The organism is Specibacter sp. NPDC078709 (assembly GCF_040686795.1).
Taxonomy (GTDB): Bacteria; Actinomycetota; Actinomycetes; order Actinomycetales; family Micrococcaceae; genus Specibacter.
In genome coordinates, this window is sequence record NZ_JBFBLU010000006.1 from 159,741 (window position 1) to 173,087 (window position 13,347).

A 13,347-nucleotide genomic window follows, 5' to 3' on the forward strand; every position below is an offset into this window, starting at 1 on the left:
TCCCAACGCTTTAACAGGCTGGATCCCGCGGCCCTCCTCAATTCCTAGGCCGGGACCATGCCCTGCGGCGTTGGGAATCAGGCGCCGGTCAGGGCGGCGACAGCCACGGCCAGACGCCCGCGCAAAACAGCGGCCTCGGCACCAAAGCCCCGCTGGTGCGCCACATAATCCGCCTTGCCGGCAGGCGTCTCGATCTGGATGGGCGGGTAGCCCCACTGCGCCAGGTCGTACGGCGAGGCCTGCATGTCCATGGCCCGGATCCGCCACGACAGCTCAAAACAGTCCATGACGAGCTCACTCGGCAGCGCGGGGGACAGCTTGTACGCCCATTTGTAGAGGTCCATATTGGCGTGCAGACAACCGGGTTGCTCCAGATCGCGCTGGTTCTCCCGCGTGGGCCGCAACTCATTGAGCCCCAAGGCTTGGGGAGTATAAAAACGGTATGCATCGAAATGCGTGCAGCGGATCCTGTTGTCCTCCACGACCTGATCCGTGCCACTCGAGCCTAGCCGCAGCTCGAGGTATTCATGGCGCACCTCGTTGGCTTCCTGCTGGTACACCATTGCCCATTCATGCAGCCCGAAGCAGCCAAATTGTGCGGGCCTGGCTGCCGTTCGGCCCAGGATGATCCGCGCAAAATCCACAGCCTCCTTGCGCTGGAGTAGAAAGTCCTCCAGATCAAGTACGACGCCGGAACGTGAATCAGGTGCCTCGCTCGCCGACAATTCGGCGGGAGTCGCCGCCCGGTAGAATTTCCAGCCCAAGCGCTCGGCTGCCGCGGCCCCGGTCAGAATCACGCCCGGTCCCGGGTGCCAACGGGACAGCTGACCAGGCTTTTGTGTGTAATACGTGAAGAGAAAGTCCTCCACGGGATGCTTTTGGCCGGCAGATCTGCGGGCCAAATATGGGGCGGCGTACCGCTCAACGCGGTTCCGGTGCGCAGTGGCGCGGCCTTGCCAAGCGTCCTCGGTGAGGGAGAGTAGGGCAGAGGTCATGCGCTCAATTATCCGCTATGCCCACAGAAGCCAGATCCGCAGACGGGGAGGTGACGGCGGATGGTGAGGTCCCGGCGTCGTCCGCGTGAATGTCATCTGCGTGAGTGGCGGCATCGATCAAGATCATCATGCTGTGGTGCAGGGCCATGGCACCCTCGCGATCGAGGCCGAGCCTGGCCATCATGGTTCCAGGCACTTTCAACGCCTTTTCGCGCAGGGCGGCACCGGCAGCGGTGAGATCAATCGCCAAGGCGCGCTCATCGGCGCTGTCCTTGGTGCGCGTGAGGTAGCCCAGAGCCTCGAGGCGCTTGAGCAGCGGGGAGAGGGTGGCCGATTCCAACAGGAGGGCGCTGCCAATATCTTTGACGCGGCGCGGAGACTGTTCCCATAAGGCCAGCATCACCAAATATTGCGGATGGGTCAGCTGAAGATCGGCCAGGACAGGTTTATAGGCAGCAATGACGCTCCGTGCAGCGACGCTGAGGCCAAAGCACAATTGGCGCTCCAGCAGCAGATCGTTCTCAGCGGCAGTCATGAAGTTGCTTCCTTTGTTTCAGATACTTGGCGGGCACATAGCGCCAATTAGTTAGTGCACTAACTATCACTGTACTATGGATACTATTGCCATGATCACCCGGGTGTTTTCCGCCCTTGCCCACGAGGATTGCAGCCATGCCGAAGATGAATCCAGCCCAACGGTTGATGCGCTTTACCGGACGACTGCGCTACATCCTGGGCCCAGCCAGCAGCAGCCCGCTGGATCACGAGATGACCCCGGAAAATAAGGCTCTTTTGACGAGTCAACAAGCGGCGAGCCAAGCTTTCGTCACCGTCACCCGGGCCGATGGCAGCACGTACCTGGTACCCAAGGACCCCAACGACCAGTCGCTTCGCTAGCGTATCTTCACAAAACATCCCGTGCCTTTGGTGGCCTTCCGGCGTAAACTGGGGAAGGTCACCCACACAAGGTTTTCCTGTGGAGAGGGGGTGTTGATGATGACGAGCGGTGAAAAGTTCGTAGATAAATTAATGCATGCAACCGAGAAGTTCCAGACGGTTTTCGGCCCTGCTGATCAGGGCGATATGGATTCTCCTGTGGTGCATCGCCATGATGACTTCGAAGACAGTAGCGATGAGCAACTGTCCCATTTTGAAGAGCGGACCGATTCAGACGGCCACCATTACGCAGTCCGCAAGGATGAAGAACCAGCCGAGGAACACTAGCCCCGCTACTAAAAAAAGCTGACCCGCAGAAATTCTGCGGGTCAGCTTTTTAGTGTGTACGCCCGTAGTTTTGGGCCCACGCTCACCAGGTTCCCAGGAAATCGCGTCAGCGATTTGCTGGGCCGGTGAGTGGGGATTAGCGGCCGGTGCCGCCGTACACCGTTGCTTCATCGTCAGTGTCCAGGCCAAAGGCCTGATGTACTGCGCGAACAGCAACGTCAAGCAGGTCCGCGCGGGTCACTACCGAGATGCGAATCTCGGAGGTGGAGATCAGATCGATGTTCACGCCGGCGTCGGACAGGGCCTTGAAGAAGCGGTAGGAAACGCCCGGGTTGGAGCGCATGCCGGCACCAATCAGGGAAAGCTTGCCGATCTGGTCATCGTAGATCAGGTCCTCGAAGCCAACGTCTTCCTGGCGGGCGCGCAGTGCGGCCAGCGCGTCCTCGCCCTCAACCATGGGCAGGGTGAAGGAGATGTCCGTCTTGCCAGAACCCTTGGTGGAGATGTTCTGCACGATCATGTCGATGTTGGTGTGTGCGCCGGCGATGATGCCGAAGATCATGGCGGCCTTGCCGGGGATGTCCGGCACGCCAACAACTGTGACTTTGCCTTCGGACCGGTCGTGGGCCACGCCGGAGATGATTGGCTGCTCCAAGGCAACTCCCTCTGAGATTTTGATTTTGTCGTTGGGGCTGGGAAGGACCCAGGTACCCTCATTGTCGCTAAAGGATGACCGCACGTGGATGGGCAGTCCAAAACGTCGGGCGTATTCCACGCAGCGCAAGTGCAGGATCTTGGCGCCCGAGGCCGCCATCTCCAGCATTTCCTCGCTGGAGATCTTGCTGATTTTCTGGGCGCTGGGGACGACCCGGGGATCGGCAGTGTAAACGCCGTCGACGTCGGTGTAAATTTCGCAAACGTCAGCGTTCAGGGCGGCAGCCAAGGCAACGGCGGTGGTGTCGGAGCCGCCGCGGCCCATGGTGGTGATCTCGTGGGTGGTGCGGCTCATGCCCTGGAAACCGGCCACAATGGCCACCTTGCCCTTGTCCAGGGCGGTACGGACACGGTGCGGGTCCACGTCAATGATGCGGGCCTTGCCATGGATTCCGTCGGTGATCATGCCGGCCTGGCTGCCGGTGAAAGACTGGGCCACACCACCTTGGGCGCTGATGCCCATGGCCAGCAGTGCCATGGAAATGCGTTCGCCGGCGGTCATGAGCATGTCCAGCTCGCGGGCCGGAGGATGCTCGGAGACCTGTGCGGCCAGATCTAGTAGCTCATCGGTGGTGTCGCCCATGGCGGAAACGACGACGACGACCTCATGGCCGGCTGCCTGGGTGCTGACAATCCTGCGGGCTACACGGAGAATGCCTGCGGCGTCGGATACGGAGGAACCGCCGTACTTTTGAACAATCAGGCTCATGGATGCACACTCATTGACTTACCTAACGCAACACTAGGAGAGAAAAAATATCGCTGCCGCTCACGCCGGGCCGCGACTCGCGCTGGGCCAGTGCGGCATCATCAGCGCGGAAGGCAGTTGACCAAGTTTAGCGCGGCAGGGTGCCAACGTGGAATTGAAGTGTCCACATGTTGGTCCATTACGGGCCGCACTATGGCCAAGTCGGGGTGAAGGCGCGGCCAGGGTGCGGTGAAGCTGCCATGAACGCGCGGAGGGTTTGCCGCGGACCACTTGCAATGTCCGGCTGCGGGATGATGACTCAGGTGCCCGGCGCACCCTATGCTGGGGCCACGATCTCAATTGGGGCCTATAGGGAGGTAACGATGACCGAGGACCAGCCACCACCGCCCGGAGGGCCATCCGCGCCTTCACCGATGCCGCACATTCCGGAGGGTTTCCGTGGGCTGTCCGCCACCGGGCTGTCCCGCAGCTTTGGTGCGGTGAACGCCGTCGTGGATATGACACTGCACGCTCCGGCCGGGCAGGTCACAGCCCTCATTGGACCCAATGGGGCCGGTAAAACCACGCTGCTGCTCATGTTGGCCTCGCTGCTGGCACCGGACGCCGGAAGCATCAGCATTATGGGGATCGACCCGGTCAGGGATCCGGCCGCGGCGCGGGCCAAGATCGGCTGGATGCCGGACACCTTGGGGGTGTGGGAGGCCCTGACGGCCCGGGAAATTCTCACCACGATGGCCAAGTTTTACCACCTGCCCAAGGCAAGGGTGCCGGGCCGGGTGGAGGCGCTGCTGGAGTTGGTCAACCTCTCCTCGCTGGCCGATCAAAAGGCGCGTGTACTCTCCAGGGGGCAGCAACAGCGGCTGAGCCTGGCGCGTGCGCTGATCCACGATCCGGAAGTGCTGCTCCTGGACGAACCCGCGTCGGGGCTGGATCCGGGATCGCGCGTGGCGTTGCGCAGAATCCTGCGGCGGCTGGCCGCCGAGGGCAGGGTGGTGGTGGTCTCCTCGCACGTGCTGGCGGAACTCGATGAGATTGCCGACGGCGCGGTATTCGTCAACCAGGGCCGAACGGTACTGGCCCAATCCGTGGAGCAGGCCTCCGGGCAGGGCCGGCGCTACGCCATCGCGGCGCTCGACCCGGCCGCCCTGGCCTCCGCACTGGCCGCCTTGGGCGTGCCTTTTACAGACGGGCCGGGCCGCCGGGCCTCCGTGAGCGTTGCTGTTGAGCGCGAGGACCAGGCGGTGGCGCTGCTGCGCGACCTGGTGACTGCCGGCGTGGATGTGTGTTCCTTTGCCCCGGCCGTCGGCGCCTTGGAAGAGACTTACATGAGCATGAAGGTGGAGCAGTCATGACAACTGTGCAGAATCCTCCGGCCCCGCAGGCTTCCGCCGGGGCGCCGGCGCCCGGCCCCGGCCGGATGGGCCGCTACACATCAGGTGTGGCGGCGATGGTGGGCATGGAACTGCGCCAGCGCCTGCGATCGCGTGGCTGGTACATCATGCTGGGCATCTGGTTTGCGCTGATCTGGCTGGTGACGGCCTTGACCTGGATCAGCTGGAAGGCGCAGTCCGGCTACGCCTTTGACCCCGGGTTTGGCAGGGTGGGCCCGGGGCCGCTGATTTTCGAAGCGGTGTGTGCCTTTGTATTGCTGTTCGGGCTGCTGGTGGCTCCCGCCTTCTCGGCCAACGCGATCAGCGGCGACCGTTCCGCCGGAACCTTGGCCATCATGCAGGTGACGTTGCTGCGGCCCGGCCAGCTCCTGTGGGGGAAGTTCCTCGCTTCCTGGGTTGTCAGCCTGGCGTTCCTGGTGGTGAGCGTCCCGTTCCTGATTTTCGGCATCGCCCAAGGCGGTCTGGGTGCCGGCTACATTCTGGTTGCCCTGCTCATGCTGGCCCTCGAACTGGGCGTGGTGTGTGCCCTGGGCGTTGGCATTTCGGCGTTGGCCAACCGGCCGCTCTTTTCCATTGTGGTCACCTACCTGACCGTGGCAGCCCTGGTCTTTGGCACTCTGATTGCCTTTGGCCTGGGCGCTGCCGTCAGCAACGGCACAGTGGAGGCCAATCAGACCTTCTACAAGGGTATGGAGATGTACACGGAGGAGGAGGCCCCGGACCAGGACACGGAGATTTTCCCACCGGTGCCGCTTCCTCCCGACATCACGGATGAAAACGACGAATATGCGTGCTACGGGCCGTTGCAGGAACAGCGGGCCACGTGGACCGAACGGGTCGCTTGGCTGCTGGCCATGAACCCGTTCGTGGTGGTGGCCGACGCCATTCCCTACCCGGCGCGGACAACTCAGGAGCAGCCCTACGGTTTGAACGGCGTGTTTGAGACCATCAGTCAGGGAGCCCGCTACGCGCAGGCGGGGCCGGATGCAACGTATCAGTGCGCGGGAGGCAAGGTCACGGCGTCGGAGTTCGAACAGCAGGTGCCACTCTGGCCGTTGGGATTGGGCCTGCAATTGCTGGTGGCAGCCGGCATCCTGGCCCTTGGCTGGCGCTCCCTGCGCACCCCGGCCGGCAAGCTGCCGAGGGGGACGCGCGTCGCCTGAACCTCTGCCTCGAAGGACGAAGGACGAAGGGCGAAGGGCGACGGCGTCCGGCTGCGGCCACCCATCGAAAAATGCGCCCGCCCCCCATTATTGCGCCCGGTAGACGGGGCGCAATAATGGGGGGCGGGCGCATTTATTGCACCAGGTCCGGAAATACGGCCGGACGGGGACCGGGCGGTGCGGACTACGCCACAGGAACCTGGGTCCGCGGCGCCTTCATCAGGACTACGTCCGCCGGGACCTGGCGGATGGCGCCCTTGTCGGCGCTCGTGGCCATGGCGGCGTAGGCCTTCAAAGCGGCGGAGACTTCCCTCTCGCGGCCCACAGGCTGGTAGCCGGTGGTCGATTCGAGCAGGTCACGGCGCGCATCGAGCTCAGCCTCGTCTACCAGCAGTTCCATGGAGCGGTTGGGGATGTCGATGCGGATGCGGTCCCCGTTCTTGACCAGGGCGATGGTGCCGCCGGCCGCAGCCTCGGGGGAGACGTGGCCAATCGACAGGCCCGAGGTGCCGCCGGAGAAGCGGCCATCGGTGATCAGTGCGCAGACCTTGCCCAGCTTCAAGCCCTTCAGGAAGGACGTGGGGTAGAGCATTTCCTGCATGCCGGGGCCGCCGCGGGGACCTTCGTAGCGGATGACAACCACGTCGCCGGCCTTGACCACCTTGGACAGGATCTTCTCAACGGCTTCGTCCTGAGATTCGCAGACCACGGCCGGGCCTTCGAACGTCCAGATGGATTCGTCCACGCCGGCCGTCTTGACCACGGCGCCGTCGATCGCGATGTTGCCGCGCAGCACGGCCAGGCCGCCGTCCTTGGAGAAGGCGTGCTCAACATCGCGCAGGCAGCCTTCAGCGGCGTCGGTGTCCAGTGAAGTCCACTCGGCTGACTGCGAGAACGCGGTGGAGGAACGCTGACCGCCCGGGGCTGCGGTCCAAAGTGCCTGGGCTTCATCGGTGGCCTTGCCGCCGCGAATGTCCCAGTCATCCAGCCAATCGGTGAGGCCCTCGGAGTGGACGGACTTCACGTTTGTGTGCAGCAGTCCGCCGCGGTTCAGCTCGCCCAACAGGGCGGGGATGCCGCCGGCGCGGTGCACATCCTCCATGTAGAAGGTCTTCTCGCCTGCAACGTTCGGGGCGACCTTGGCCAGGCACGGCACCTGGCGCGACTTCGCGTCAATGTCCTCGAGATCGTACTTCAGCCCGGCTTCCTGCGCTGCGGCGAGCAAGTGCAGGATCGTGTTGGTGGAGCCGCCCATGGCAATGTCCAGAGCCATGGCGTTATCGAACGCCTCGAAGCTGGCGATCGAGCGCGGCAGCACCGATTCGTCGTCGTCCTCGTAGTAGCGCTTGGCGATCTCGACGGCGGTGGCGCCAGCACGCTCGTACAGTTCCTTGCGGGCGGTGTGCGTGGCGAGCAGCGAACCGTTGCCCGGCAGTGACAGGCCGATGGCCTCGGTCAGGCAGTTCATCGAGTTGGCGGTGAACATGCCGGAGCAGGAGCCGCAGGTGGGGCACGCGTTGGCCTCGATGAGGTCAATGTCCGCGTCCGAGACCGAGTCGTCCACGGCGTCGGAGATGGCGTTCACCAGATCCAGGGAGCGGATGGAGCCGTCGGTCATGGTCACCCGGCCGGCTTCCATGGGCCCGCCAGAGACAAACACGGTGGGGATGTTCAGTCGCAGCGCTGCCATGAGCATGCCGGGGGTGATCTTGTCGCAGTTGGAGATGCAGACCAGCACGTCGGCGCAGTGCGCGTTCACCATGTACTCGACGGAGTCGGCGATCAAATCGCGCGAGGGCAGCGAGTAGAGCATGCCGCCGTGGCCCATGGCGATGCCGTCGTCCACGGCGATGGTGTTGAACTCACGGGCGATGGCGCCGGCCTTGTGGATCGCGTCGGAGACGATCCGGCCCACGGGGGCAAGGTGGGTGTGGCCGGGCACGAACTCGGTGAAGGAGTTGGCGACGGCGACGATCGGCTTGCCGATGTCGGCCTGGGCAACGCCGGAGGCCATCATGAGGGCGCGGGCGCCGGCCATGTTGCGGCCGTGGGTGACTGTGCGTGAACGTAATGTGGGCATAAACATAGTTAACCAGCAATCCTGGCGCTTAACCCGCATTCGGGGTGCTCTGCGCGGACGGCGCTAATACTAGTAGTGGCAGTGCTAGATTTGGTGAAATGAATGAAGAACGACGCCGTGAGCTGGGCCAGTTTCTCCGTGACCGCCGCGCTGGGCTACTTCGGGCGGAACACGGTTTGCCGCCTATTGGACGCAGCCGGATCATGGGACTGCGCCGCGAGGAGATTGCTGCCTTCGCCGCCGTCAGTGTCACCTGGTACACGTGGCTGGAACAGGGCCGGGACATCAACGCCTCGCGTCAGGTACTTGAATCCATTGGTCGGGTGATGCGGCTCAGCGCGGCCGAACAGTCGTATGTGCTGGCGTTGGGTGGACACGGAGCGGTTTCTCTGTCCGGGACGGCAGCCATTGAATCCGTCCCGGCGCACCTGCAAGCACTGCTCGATGCCGTGGATTTCCCAGCATTCGCAGTGTCGCCGGACTGGGGGATTGCGGGCTGGAATGCCGCCTACCAGGCCCTGTATTCGCGCATTGCCGAGGTGGCCCCGGCCGAAAGAAATCTGCTGTGGTTGGTCTTTACCGACCCTGCACTGCGGCAAATGTTGCCTGACTGGGACATCACCTCACGGAACTTTGTGGCGGAATTCCGCGCGGAGTCCGGTTCCCGGCTGGGCTCCGCGTCCCACACGGCGCTGGTTCAGAAGCTGCAAGCGGCCAGTGTGGAGTTCGCCAGCATCTGGGCTGAACACGTGGTGCTGAACTTTTCCTCACGGCAGCGTGTGTTTTTTCATCCGCACGTGGGGGAGCTGACGTTTGAGCAGCAACGGCTGGTGCCTGCCGACGTCCCGAATCTGCACTTCGTCATGTACGTGCCCACGACGGGGACGCCCACGCGCGAGCGTCTGGCGCAGCTCGCGGCCGCTGACCACGAAATCTGATCACGTCCCCTGCATCCTCGCGGGGCAGTAGAGGTTTTCGGGGGTCGGTAGGGCCGGTCGGGCCAGAACGCTTTACGTCAGCGCGTTGCGGCGGCCTTCGAAGGCGCGGCCTAGGGTAACCTCGTCGGCGTATTCCAAATCGCCACCCACCGGCAGGCCTGATGCCAGGCGCGTCACGGCAATGCCCAGAGTTTTCAGCATGCGGGAGAGGTACGTTGCTGTCGCTTCGCCTTCCAGGTTGGGGTCGGTGGCGATGATGATCTCTTGGATCTGAGCATCGTTGAGACGTGTGAGCAGTTCGCGGATACGCAACTGGTCGGGGCCAATCCCGGCGATCGGATTAATGGAGCCGCCCAGCACGTGATAGCGGCCGCGGAAGGCGCGGGTGCGCTCCACTGCCAGCACATCCTTGGACTCCTCGACCACGCAAATGATGGTGGGGTCACGGCGTTCATCGCGGCAGATATTGCACAGTTCCGCCTCCGTGACGTTGAAGCAGACCGTGCAGAACTTGACGCGTTCCTTGACAGTGGTGATGGCACTGACCAGACGCTTCATATCGTCCAGATCCGCTTCAAGGATGTGGAAGGCGAGCCGCTGAGCCGATTTCGGGCCGATCCCGGGCAGGCGACCCAACTCGTCAATGAGCTCCTGAACTGCTCCCTCGTACACACTGCCTCTTGTCTATTGCTGGTTATTTCGAAATGGTGATGGGGCTCGCTCAATGTGAATTATTGAGCGGGCGTTCCTCGATGAGTACTCCGCCAAGAATACGCTCGACGGCGGCTTGTCCCACCACACCGGATTCCTCAATGGTGACATCGTCCGGGCTGGGGACGTCCTCCACGTACGGGGCGTTGGCCGCGGCCGCCGGTGTCTGGACGCGCGCTGCCTGAGCCGCCGGGCTGTTGGCCAGGCGCTGATACATGCTCAGCTTTTCCCCCCCGCCTGACACGTTCGACGCCGGATCCTCCTGGGCAGGAGCCGTCACCGAGGCATCGCCCGGGCTTTGGTGACCTGGCGCTTCCGCGAGGTTGCTGGCCGGTGCCGGGGTGAATTCGGGGCTTGCCGCAGGTGTTGCGGGCTCGGCTACACGAGAGGTGGGGTGCGAGGCGATGGAACTGGTCGCGCCTGAATCAGCGGTGACTGGTCCTGCGATTCCGGAATCTACAGTTCCCGAATCTGCCGTGGCCGGCTGAGCCCAGTCGGGTGCGGCAGAAACGTCACCCCAACCGGGATCAGCCACATCGGATCGACGGGTCTGACCCAACGAAACTCCCCAGTCTTGAGGGGCATCTGCCGTAGCTGGCTGGGCGGCCTGCTGGGCAGCTTGCTGGGCGAGTAGCTCGCTGCGGCGAGGTGTTTCGGGTGCGGCCGGGGCAGCAACAGGCGCTTCCACAGCCGGGGAATCCCAGCCCGTAGTCCACGCAGCAATGGGTGAAATCTTAGGCGGAGAATACGCAGGGGCTGCTGCGGGAGCTACCGAACCGGTGGGCGGAGCAGCATCGTTGGACGGATATGAATCTTCCGGAGGATACGAAGCGACCGACTCGTAGAGATCTGCCGGTGGAACGAAATCAGGGTACGGTTCATCCCACTGATCACTGGGTTCCGGCGGCCCATCCCAAGGGGCAGTTTCCTCCACGGCGGAGACGGTGCGTGCGGTGGTTGCCGCAGATGCAGTCGACACAGGTGATGCGGGAGAGTGCACAGCGGATGGTGAAGTGGCGTCCGCTTCCCGTCGCGCAGGCGTAGGTGCCGGAGCCTGCACTGCCTTGGGTGCCGGCGCTGAAACCGACTCAACCGGCAAGCCCCAAGAATCGTGGTCAACTGGGGCGGCTGGCTGTCCCTGGCTAGGAGAGTCCGTTAGCTGCGGGGCGGCAGTGTTGCCAGGCCCTCCACGTTGTGGTGAAGGGTTACCAGTTCGAACTTTTGGGTTTGGTTCAGAGCTCGCCTTCGGGGCTTCGCCGTCGACGGGGAGGATCTGGACGTTCAGGCCAAGAACCTCGTTGATGGCCTGCTGTAGGTTCGCCAGGTGCCCGCCGTTACTGAAAGCGGCAATGAGGCCGGTGGAGGGAAGCCCCACACGCAGTTCTTGACCGTCAAAGGTTTGCGGCACCACATTCTGGTTGACGATGACCCACGAGGCCATGCGAATGTTTCGCAGTGCACCGATGATCTCCGGCCAAGCGCGGCGGATGACTTCAATGCCTGAGGAGCCAGCGCCTGAGGAGCCAGCACCCGAGGGGCCAGCGGCAGATTGGCTGGCAGCCGTCGCACCGGGAGTCGGCATCCCGGCAGGCGGAGTGCCACCGACATTTACGGCAGCTTCAGGAGGTGTTGACTGCGTTGGTGCGAGCTGGGACGGCTGGTGCTGTTCTGGCTGGAACTGGGAGGGGTGGGACGGCTGGTTCTGAGCCGGAGTTGCAACCGCCGGGTTGTCCTGTGGCTGGCTCATAAAGTCCACGTTGCCACTGGGGGTAGGCAGATCATCCCAAGTGCGGGCCGGACGTGCGGTCTGCTGCGGCTGCCCTGAGTCACTGGGGTGGGTCTGCTGACGAGGCTGTGGCGCGGCTGGCACCGAGGGTGCCGGCTGTGCCGGTGGCGTTGCGGCGGCCAGTTGTTCTGAAGGTTCTGTAGGTGCCGGCTGATCCGAAGATTCGGGGGTCTGAACTCCTGCAGGGCTGGTGCCTGAGGTCTGCCGGGCTGCCACTTCGGCACCAGCGGCTTCCTTGGCTCGAGCCAATTGTGCCCGGACAGCTGCCAGTCCACCGCCAGCACTTTCGGATGGGTCGCTGGCGGAGATGCCGGTAGCGGACTCGTATGAGGCCGGCGCGGAACTGGGGACGGGGAAATTTTGTGCGGGATTTCCCTGCTGAGGTGCAGCCGCGGGGAGCTCGGTTGAGGGGACCGCCACCGGTGTCCCTGAGTAGTTGAGTCGACGTTCTAGTTGGTCCAGTCGAGTCGCCATGCCGCGAGTGGAGGAGTCAGCCCCCGGCAACAGAAGCCGGGCGCCGAGCAATTCCAGATGCAGGCGTGGAGAGGTCGCACCTGTCATCTCGTTAAAGGCGGCGTTGGTCACGTCGGCAGCGCGGGAGAGTTCGGCGGCACCCAGCTGGGCGGCCTGGGTCTGCATGCGAGCGATCAGTTCTTCCGGGACGCCGCGCAGGATTGCGTGGGCACTTTCCGGCATGGCTTGGACGATGATCAGATCGCGGAAGCGCTCGAGCAGATCTTCCACGAAGCGGCGAGGATCATGGCCGGTCTGGATGACTCGGTCAATCGATTTGAAAACTGTGCCTGAGTCACTGGCCGCCAAGGATTCCACGACGTCGTCCAGAAGTGAAGAGTGGGTGTAGCCGAGCAGGTCCACGGCCAGATCATAATCCAGACCCGTGGCGTTCGCGCCGGCCATGAGCTGGTCAAGAACTGAGAGCGAATCACGCACGGAGCCGCCTCCGGCACGGACCACCAACGACAGTACGCCCGGGGCAACGGCCACGTTCTCTTGTTCACACAACTGTGCCAAATAAGCCATGAGTGGCTCCGGAGGCACTAGTCGGAAGGGGTAATGGTGTGTCCGGGAACGGATGGTGCCGATGACCTTGTCAGGTTCGGTGGTGGCAAAGATGAACTTGATGTGCTCCGGAGGCTCTTCAACGATTTTCAGCAAAGCGTTGAACCCAGCCGAGGTGACCATATGGGCCTCATCGATGATGAAGATTTTGTACCGGTCACGGATGGGGGCAAAGGTGGCACGTTCGCGAAGATCGCGGGCATCGTCAACACCACCGTGGCTGGCAGCATCAATCTCAATGACGTCCAAAGAACCGGCACCGCCGCGGGCCAGTTCAACGCAGCTATCGCACTCACCGCAGGGGTGCGAGGTGGGGCCCTTGGCGCAGTTCAGGCACCGGGCCAGGATGCGTGCCGAGGTGGTTTTACCGCAACCGCGGGGGCCAGAGAAGAGATAGGCGTGGTTGACGCGGTTCTTGTCCAGCGCAGCCATAAGGGGGGCTGTGACATGTTCTTGGCCGATTACGGTAGCGAATGAATCGGGACGGTACCGGCGATACAGGGCTGTTGGTGCGCTCACAGTTGAAACCCTATCTAATCCGCCTGACAAATTGCCG

11 protein-coding genes are annotated in these 13,347 nt (G+C 63.3%); 5 read left to right on the forward strand and 6 right to left on the reverse strand.

Annotated elements, in window-relative coordinates:
* Positions 1-77 precede the first annotated feature (77 nt).
* The gene (locus tag AB0P14_RS12670) at positions 78-995 is read right to left on the reverse strand and encodes a 3-methyladenine DNA glycosylase (protein ID WP_363842635.1); all 918 of its coding nucleotides are present in this window, start codon (positions 993-995) and stop codon (positions 78-80) included.
* A gap of 4 nt (positions 996-999) precedes the next feature.
* The gene (locus tag AB0P14_RS12675; protein WP_363842637.1) at positions 1,000-1,530 is read right to left on the reverse strand and encodes a MarR family transcriptional regulator; all 531 of its coding nucleotides are present in this window, start codon (positions 1,528-1,530) and stop codon (positions 1,000-1,002) included.
* A 137-nt stretch (positions 1,531-1,667) separates the two neighbouring features.
* On the opposite strand from AB0P14_RS12675, the gene AB0P14_RS12680 reads away from it, so the two are divergent.
* Together AB0P14_RS12680 and AB0P14_RS12685 are read left to right on the forward strand one after the other, a co-directional pair.
* On the forward strand, positions 1,668-1,892 hold the full coding sequence (locus AB0P14_RS12680) for a hypothetical protein (protein ID WP_363842639.1): 225 nt from the start codon (positions 1,668-1,670) through the stop codon (positions 1,890-1,892).
* A gap of 21 nt (positions 1,893-1,913) precedes the next feature.
* Positions 1,914-2,219, forward strand: a complete 306-nt coding sequence (locus AB0P14_RS12685; RefSeq protein ID WP_363842642.1) for a hypothetical protein — start codon at positions 1,914-1,916, stop codon at positions 2,217-2,219.
* Between the two features lie 136 nt (positions 2,220-2,355).
* On the opposite strand, the gene AB0P14_RS12690 is transcribed toward AB0P14_RS12685, so the two are convergent.
* A complete protein-coding gene (locus AB0P14_RS12690) occupies positions 2,356-3,642 on the reverse strand; it encodes an aspartate kinase (protein WP_363842645.1) in 1,287 nt (428 codons plus the stop codon).
* Between the two features lie 362 nt (positions 3,643-4,004).
* Here AB0P14_RS12690 and AB0P14_RS12695 point away from each other — a divergent pair, with 362 nt between their 5' ends.
* Positions 4,005-4,994 (forward strand): ABC transporter ATP-binding protein, encoded by a 990-nt coding sequence (locus tag AB0P14_RS12695; RefSeq protein ID WP_363842648.1) that lies wholly within the window; start codon positions 4,005-4,007, stop codon positions 4,992-4,994.
* Positions 4,991-6,196 carry an ABC transporter permease gene (locus AB0P14_RS12700; RefSeq protein ID WP_363842651.1) on the forward strand — a complete coding sequence of 402 codons (1,206 nt, stop codon included), beginning with the start codon at positions 4,991-4,993 and terminating at the stop codon, positions 6,194-6,196. Before AB0P14_RS12695 ends, AB0P14_RS12700 begins: the two co-directional genes overlap by 4 nt.
* A 184-nt stretch (positions 6,197-6,380) precedes the next feature.
* Here AB0P14_RS12700 and ilvD read toward each other — a convergent pair whose 3' ends face one another.
* Positions 6,381-8,276, reverse strand: coding sequence for a dihydroxy-acid dehydratase (ilvD, locus tag AB0P14_RS12705; protein WP_363842654.1), 1,896 nt, complete (start codon positions 8,274-8,276; stop codon positions 6,381-6,383).
* A 98-nt stretch (positions 8,277-8,374) separates the two neighbouring features.
* On the opposite strand from ilvD, the gene AB0P14_RS12710 reads away from it, so the two are divergent.
* Positions 8,375-9,214 (forward strand): helix-turn-helix transcriptional regulator, encoded by an 840-nt coding sequence (locus AB0P14_RS12710; RefSeq protein WP_363842656.1) that lies wholly within the window; start codon positions 8,375-8,377, stop codon positions 9,212-9,214.
* A 72-nt stretch (positions 9,215-9,286) separates the two neighbouring features.
* Here AB0P14_RS12710 and recR read toward each other — a convergent pair whose 3' ends face one another.
* Together recR and AB0P14_RS12720 are read right to left on the reverse strand one after the other, a co-directional pair.
* Complete coding sequence (gene recR, locus AB0P14_RS12715) at positions 9,287-9,886, reverse strand: recombination mediator RecR (protein ID WP_253597688.1); 600 nt, start codon at positions 9,884-9,886, stop codon at positions 9,287-9,289.
* Between the two features lie 49 nt (positions 9,887-9,935).
* Positions 9,936-13,310 carry a DNA polymerase III subunit gamma and tau gene (locus AB0P14_RS12720; protein ID WP_363842659.1) on the reverse strand — a complete coding sequence of 1,125 codons (3,375 nt, stop codon included), beginning with the start codon at positions 13,308-13,310 and terminating at the stop codon, positions 9,936-9,938.
* Between the last annotated feature and the right edge of the window lie 37 nt (positions 13,311-13,347).

What these genes read in the sequence shown, in the direction of transcription:
- AB0P14_RS12710 (WP_363842656.1), top strand. Translation starts at nt 8,375, where the DNA reads ATGAATGAAGAACGACGCCGTGAGCTGGGCCAGTTTCTCCGTGACCGC.
- ilvD (WP_363842654.1), bottom strand. Translation starts at nt 8,276, where the DNA reads ATGCCCACATTACGTTCACGCACAGTCACCCACGGCCGCAACATGGCC.
- AB0P14_RS12700 (WP_363842651.1), top strand. Translation starts at nt 4,991, where the DNA reads ATGACAACTGTGCAGAATCCTCCGGCCCCGCAGGCTTCCGCCGGGGCG.
- AB0P14_RS12690 (WP_363842645.1), bottom strand. Translation starts at nt 3,642, where the DNA reads ATGAGCCTGATTGTTCAAAAGTACGGCGGTTCCTCCGTATCCGACGCC.
- AB0P14_RS12675 (WP_363842637.1), bottom strand. Translation starts at nt 1,530, where the DNA reads ATGACTGCCGCTGAGAACGATCTGCTGCTGGAGCGCCAATTGTGCTTT.
- AB0P14_RS12670 (WP_363842635.1), bottom strand. Translation starts at nt 995, where the DNA reads ATGACCTCTGCCCTACTCTCCCTCACCGAGGACGCTTGGCAAGGCCGC.
- AB0P14_RS12680 (WP_363842639.1), top strand. Translation starts at nt 1,668, where the DNA reads ATGCCGAAGATGAATCCAGCCCAACGGTTGATGCGCTTTACCGGACGA.
- AB0P14_RS12695 (WP_363842648.1), top strand. Translation starts at nt 4,005, where the DNA reads ATGACCGAGGACCAGCCACCACCGCCCGGAGGGCCATCCGCGCCTTCA.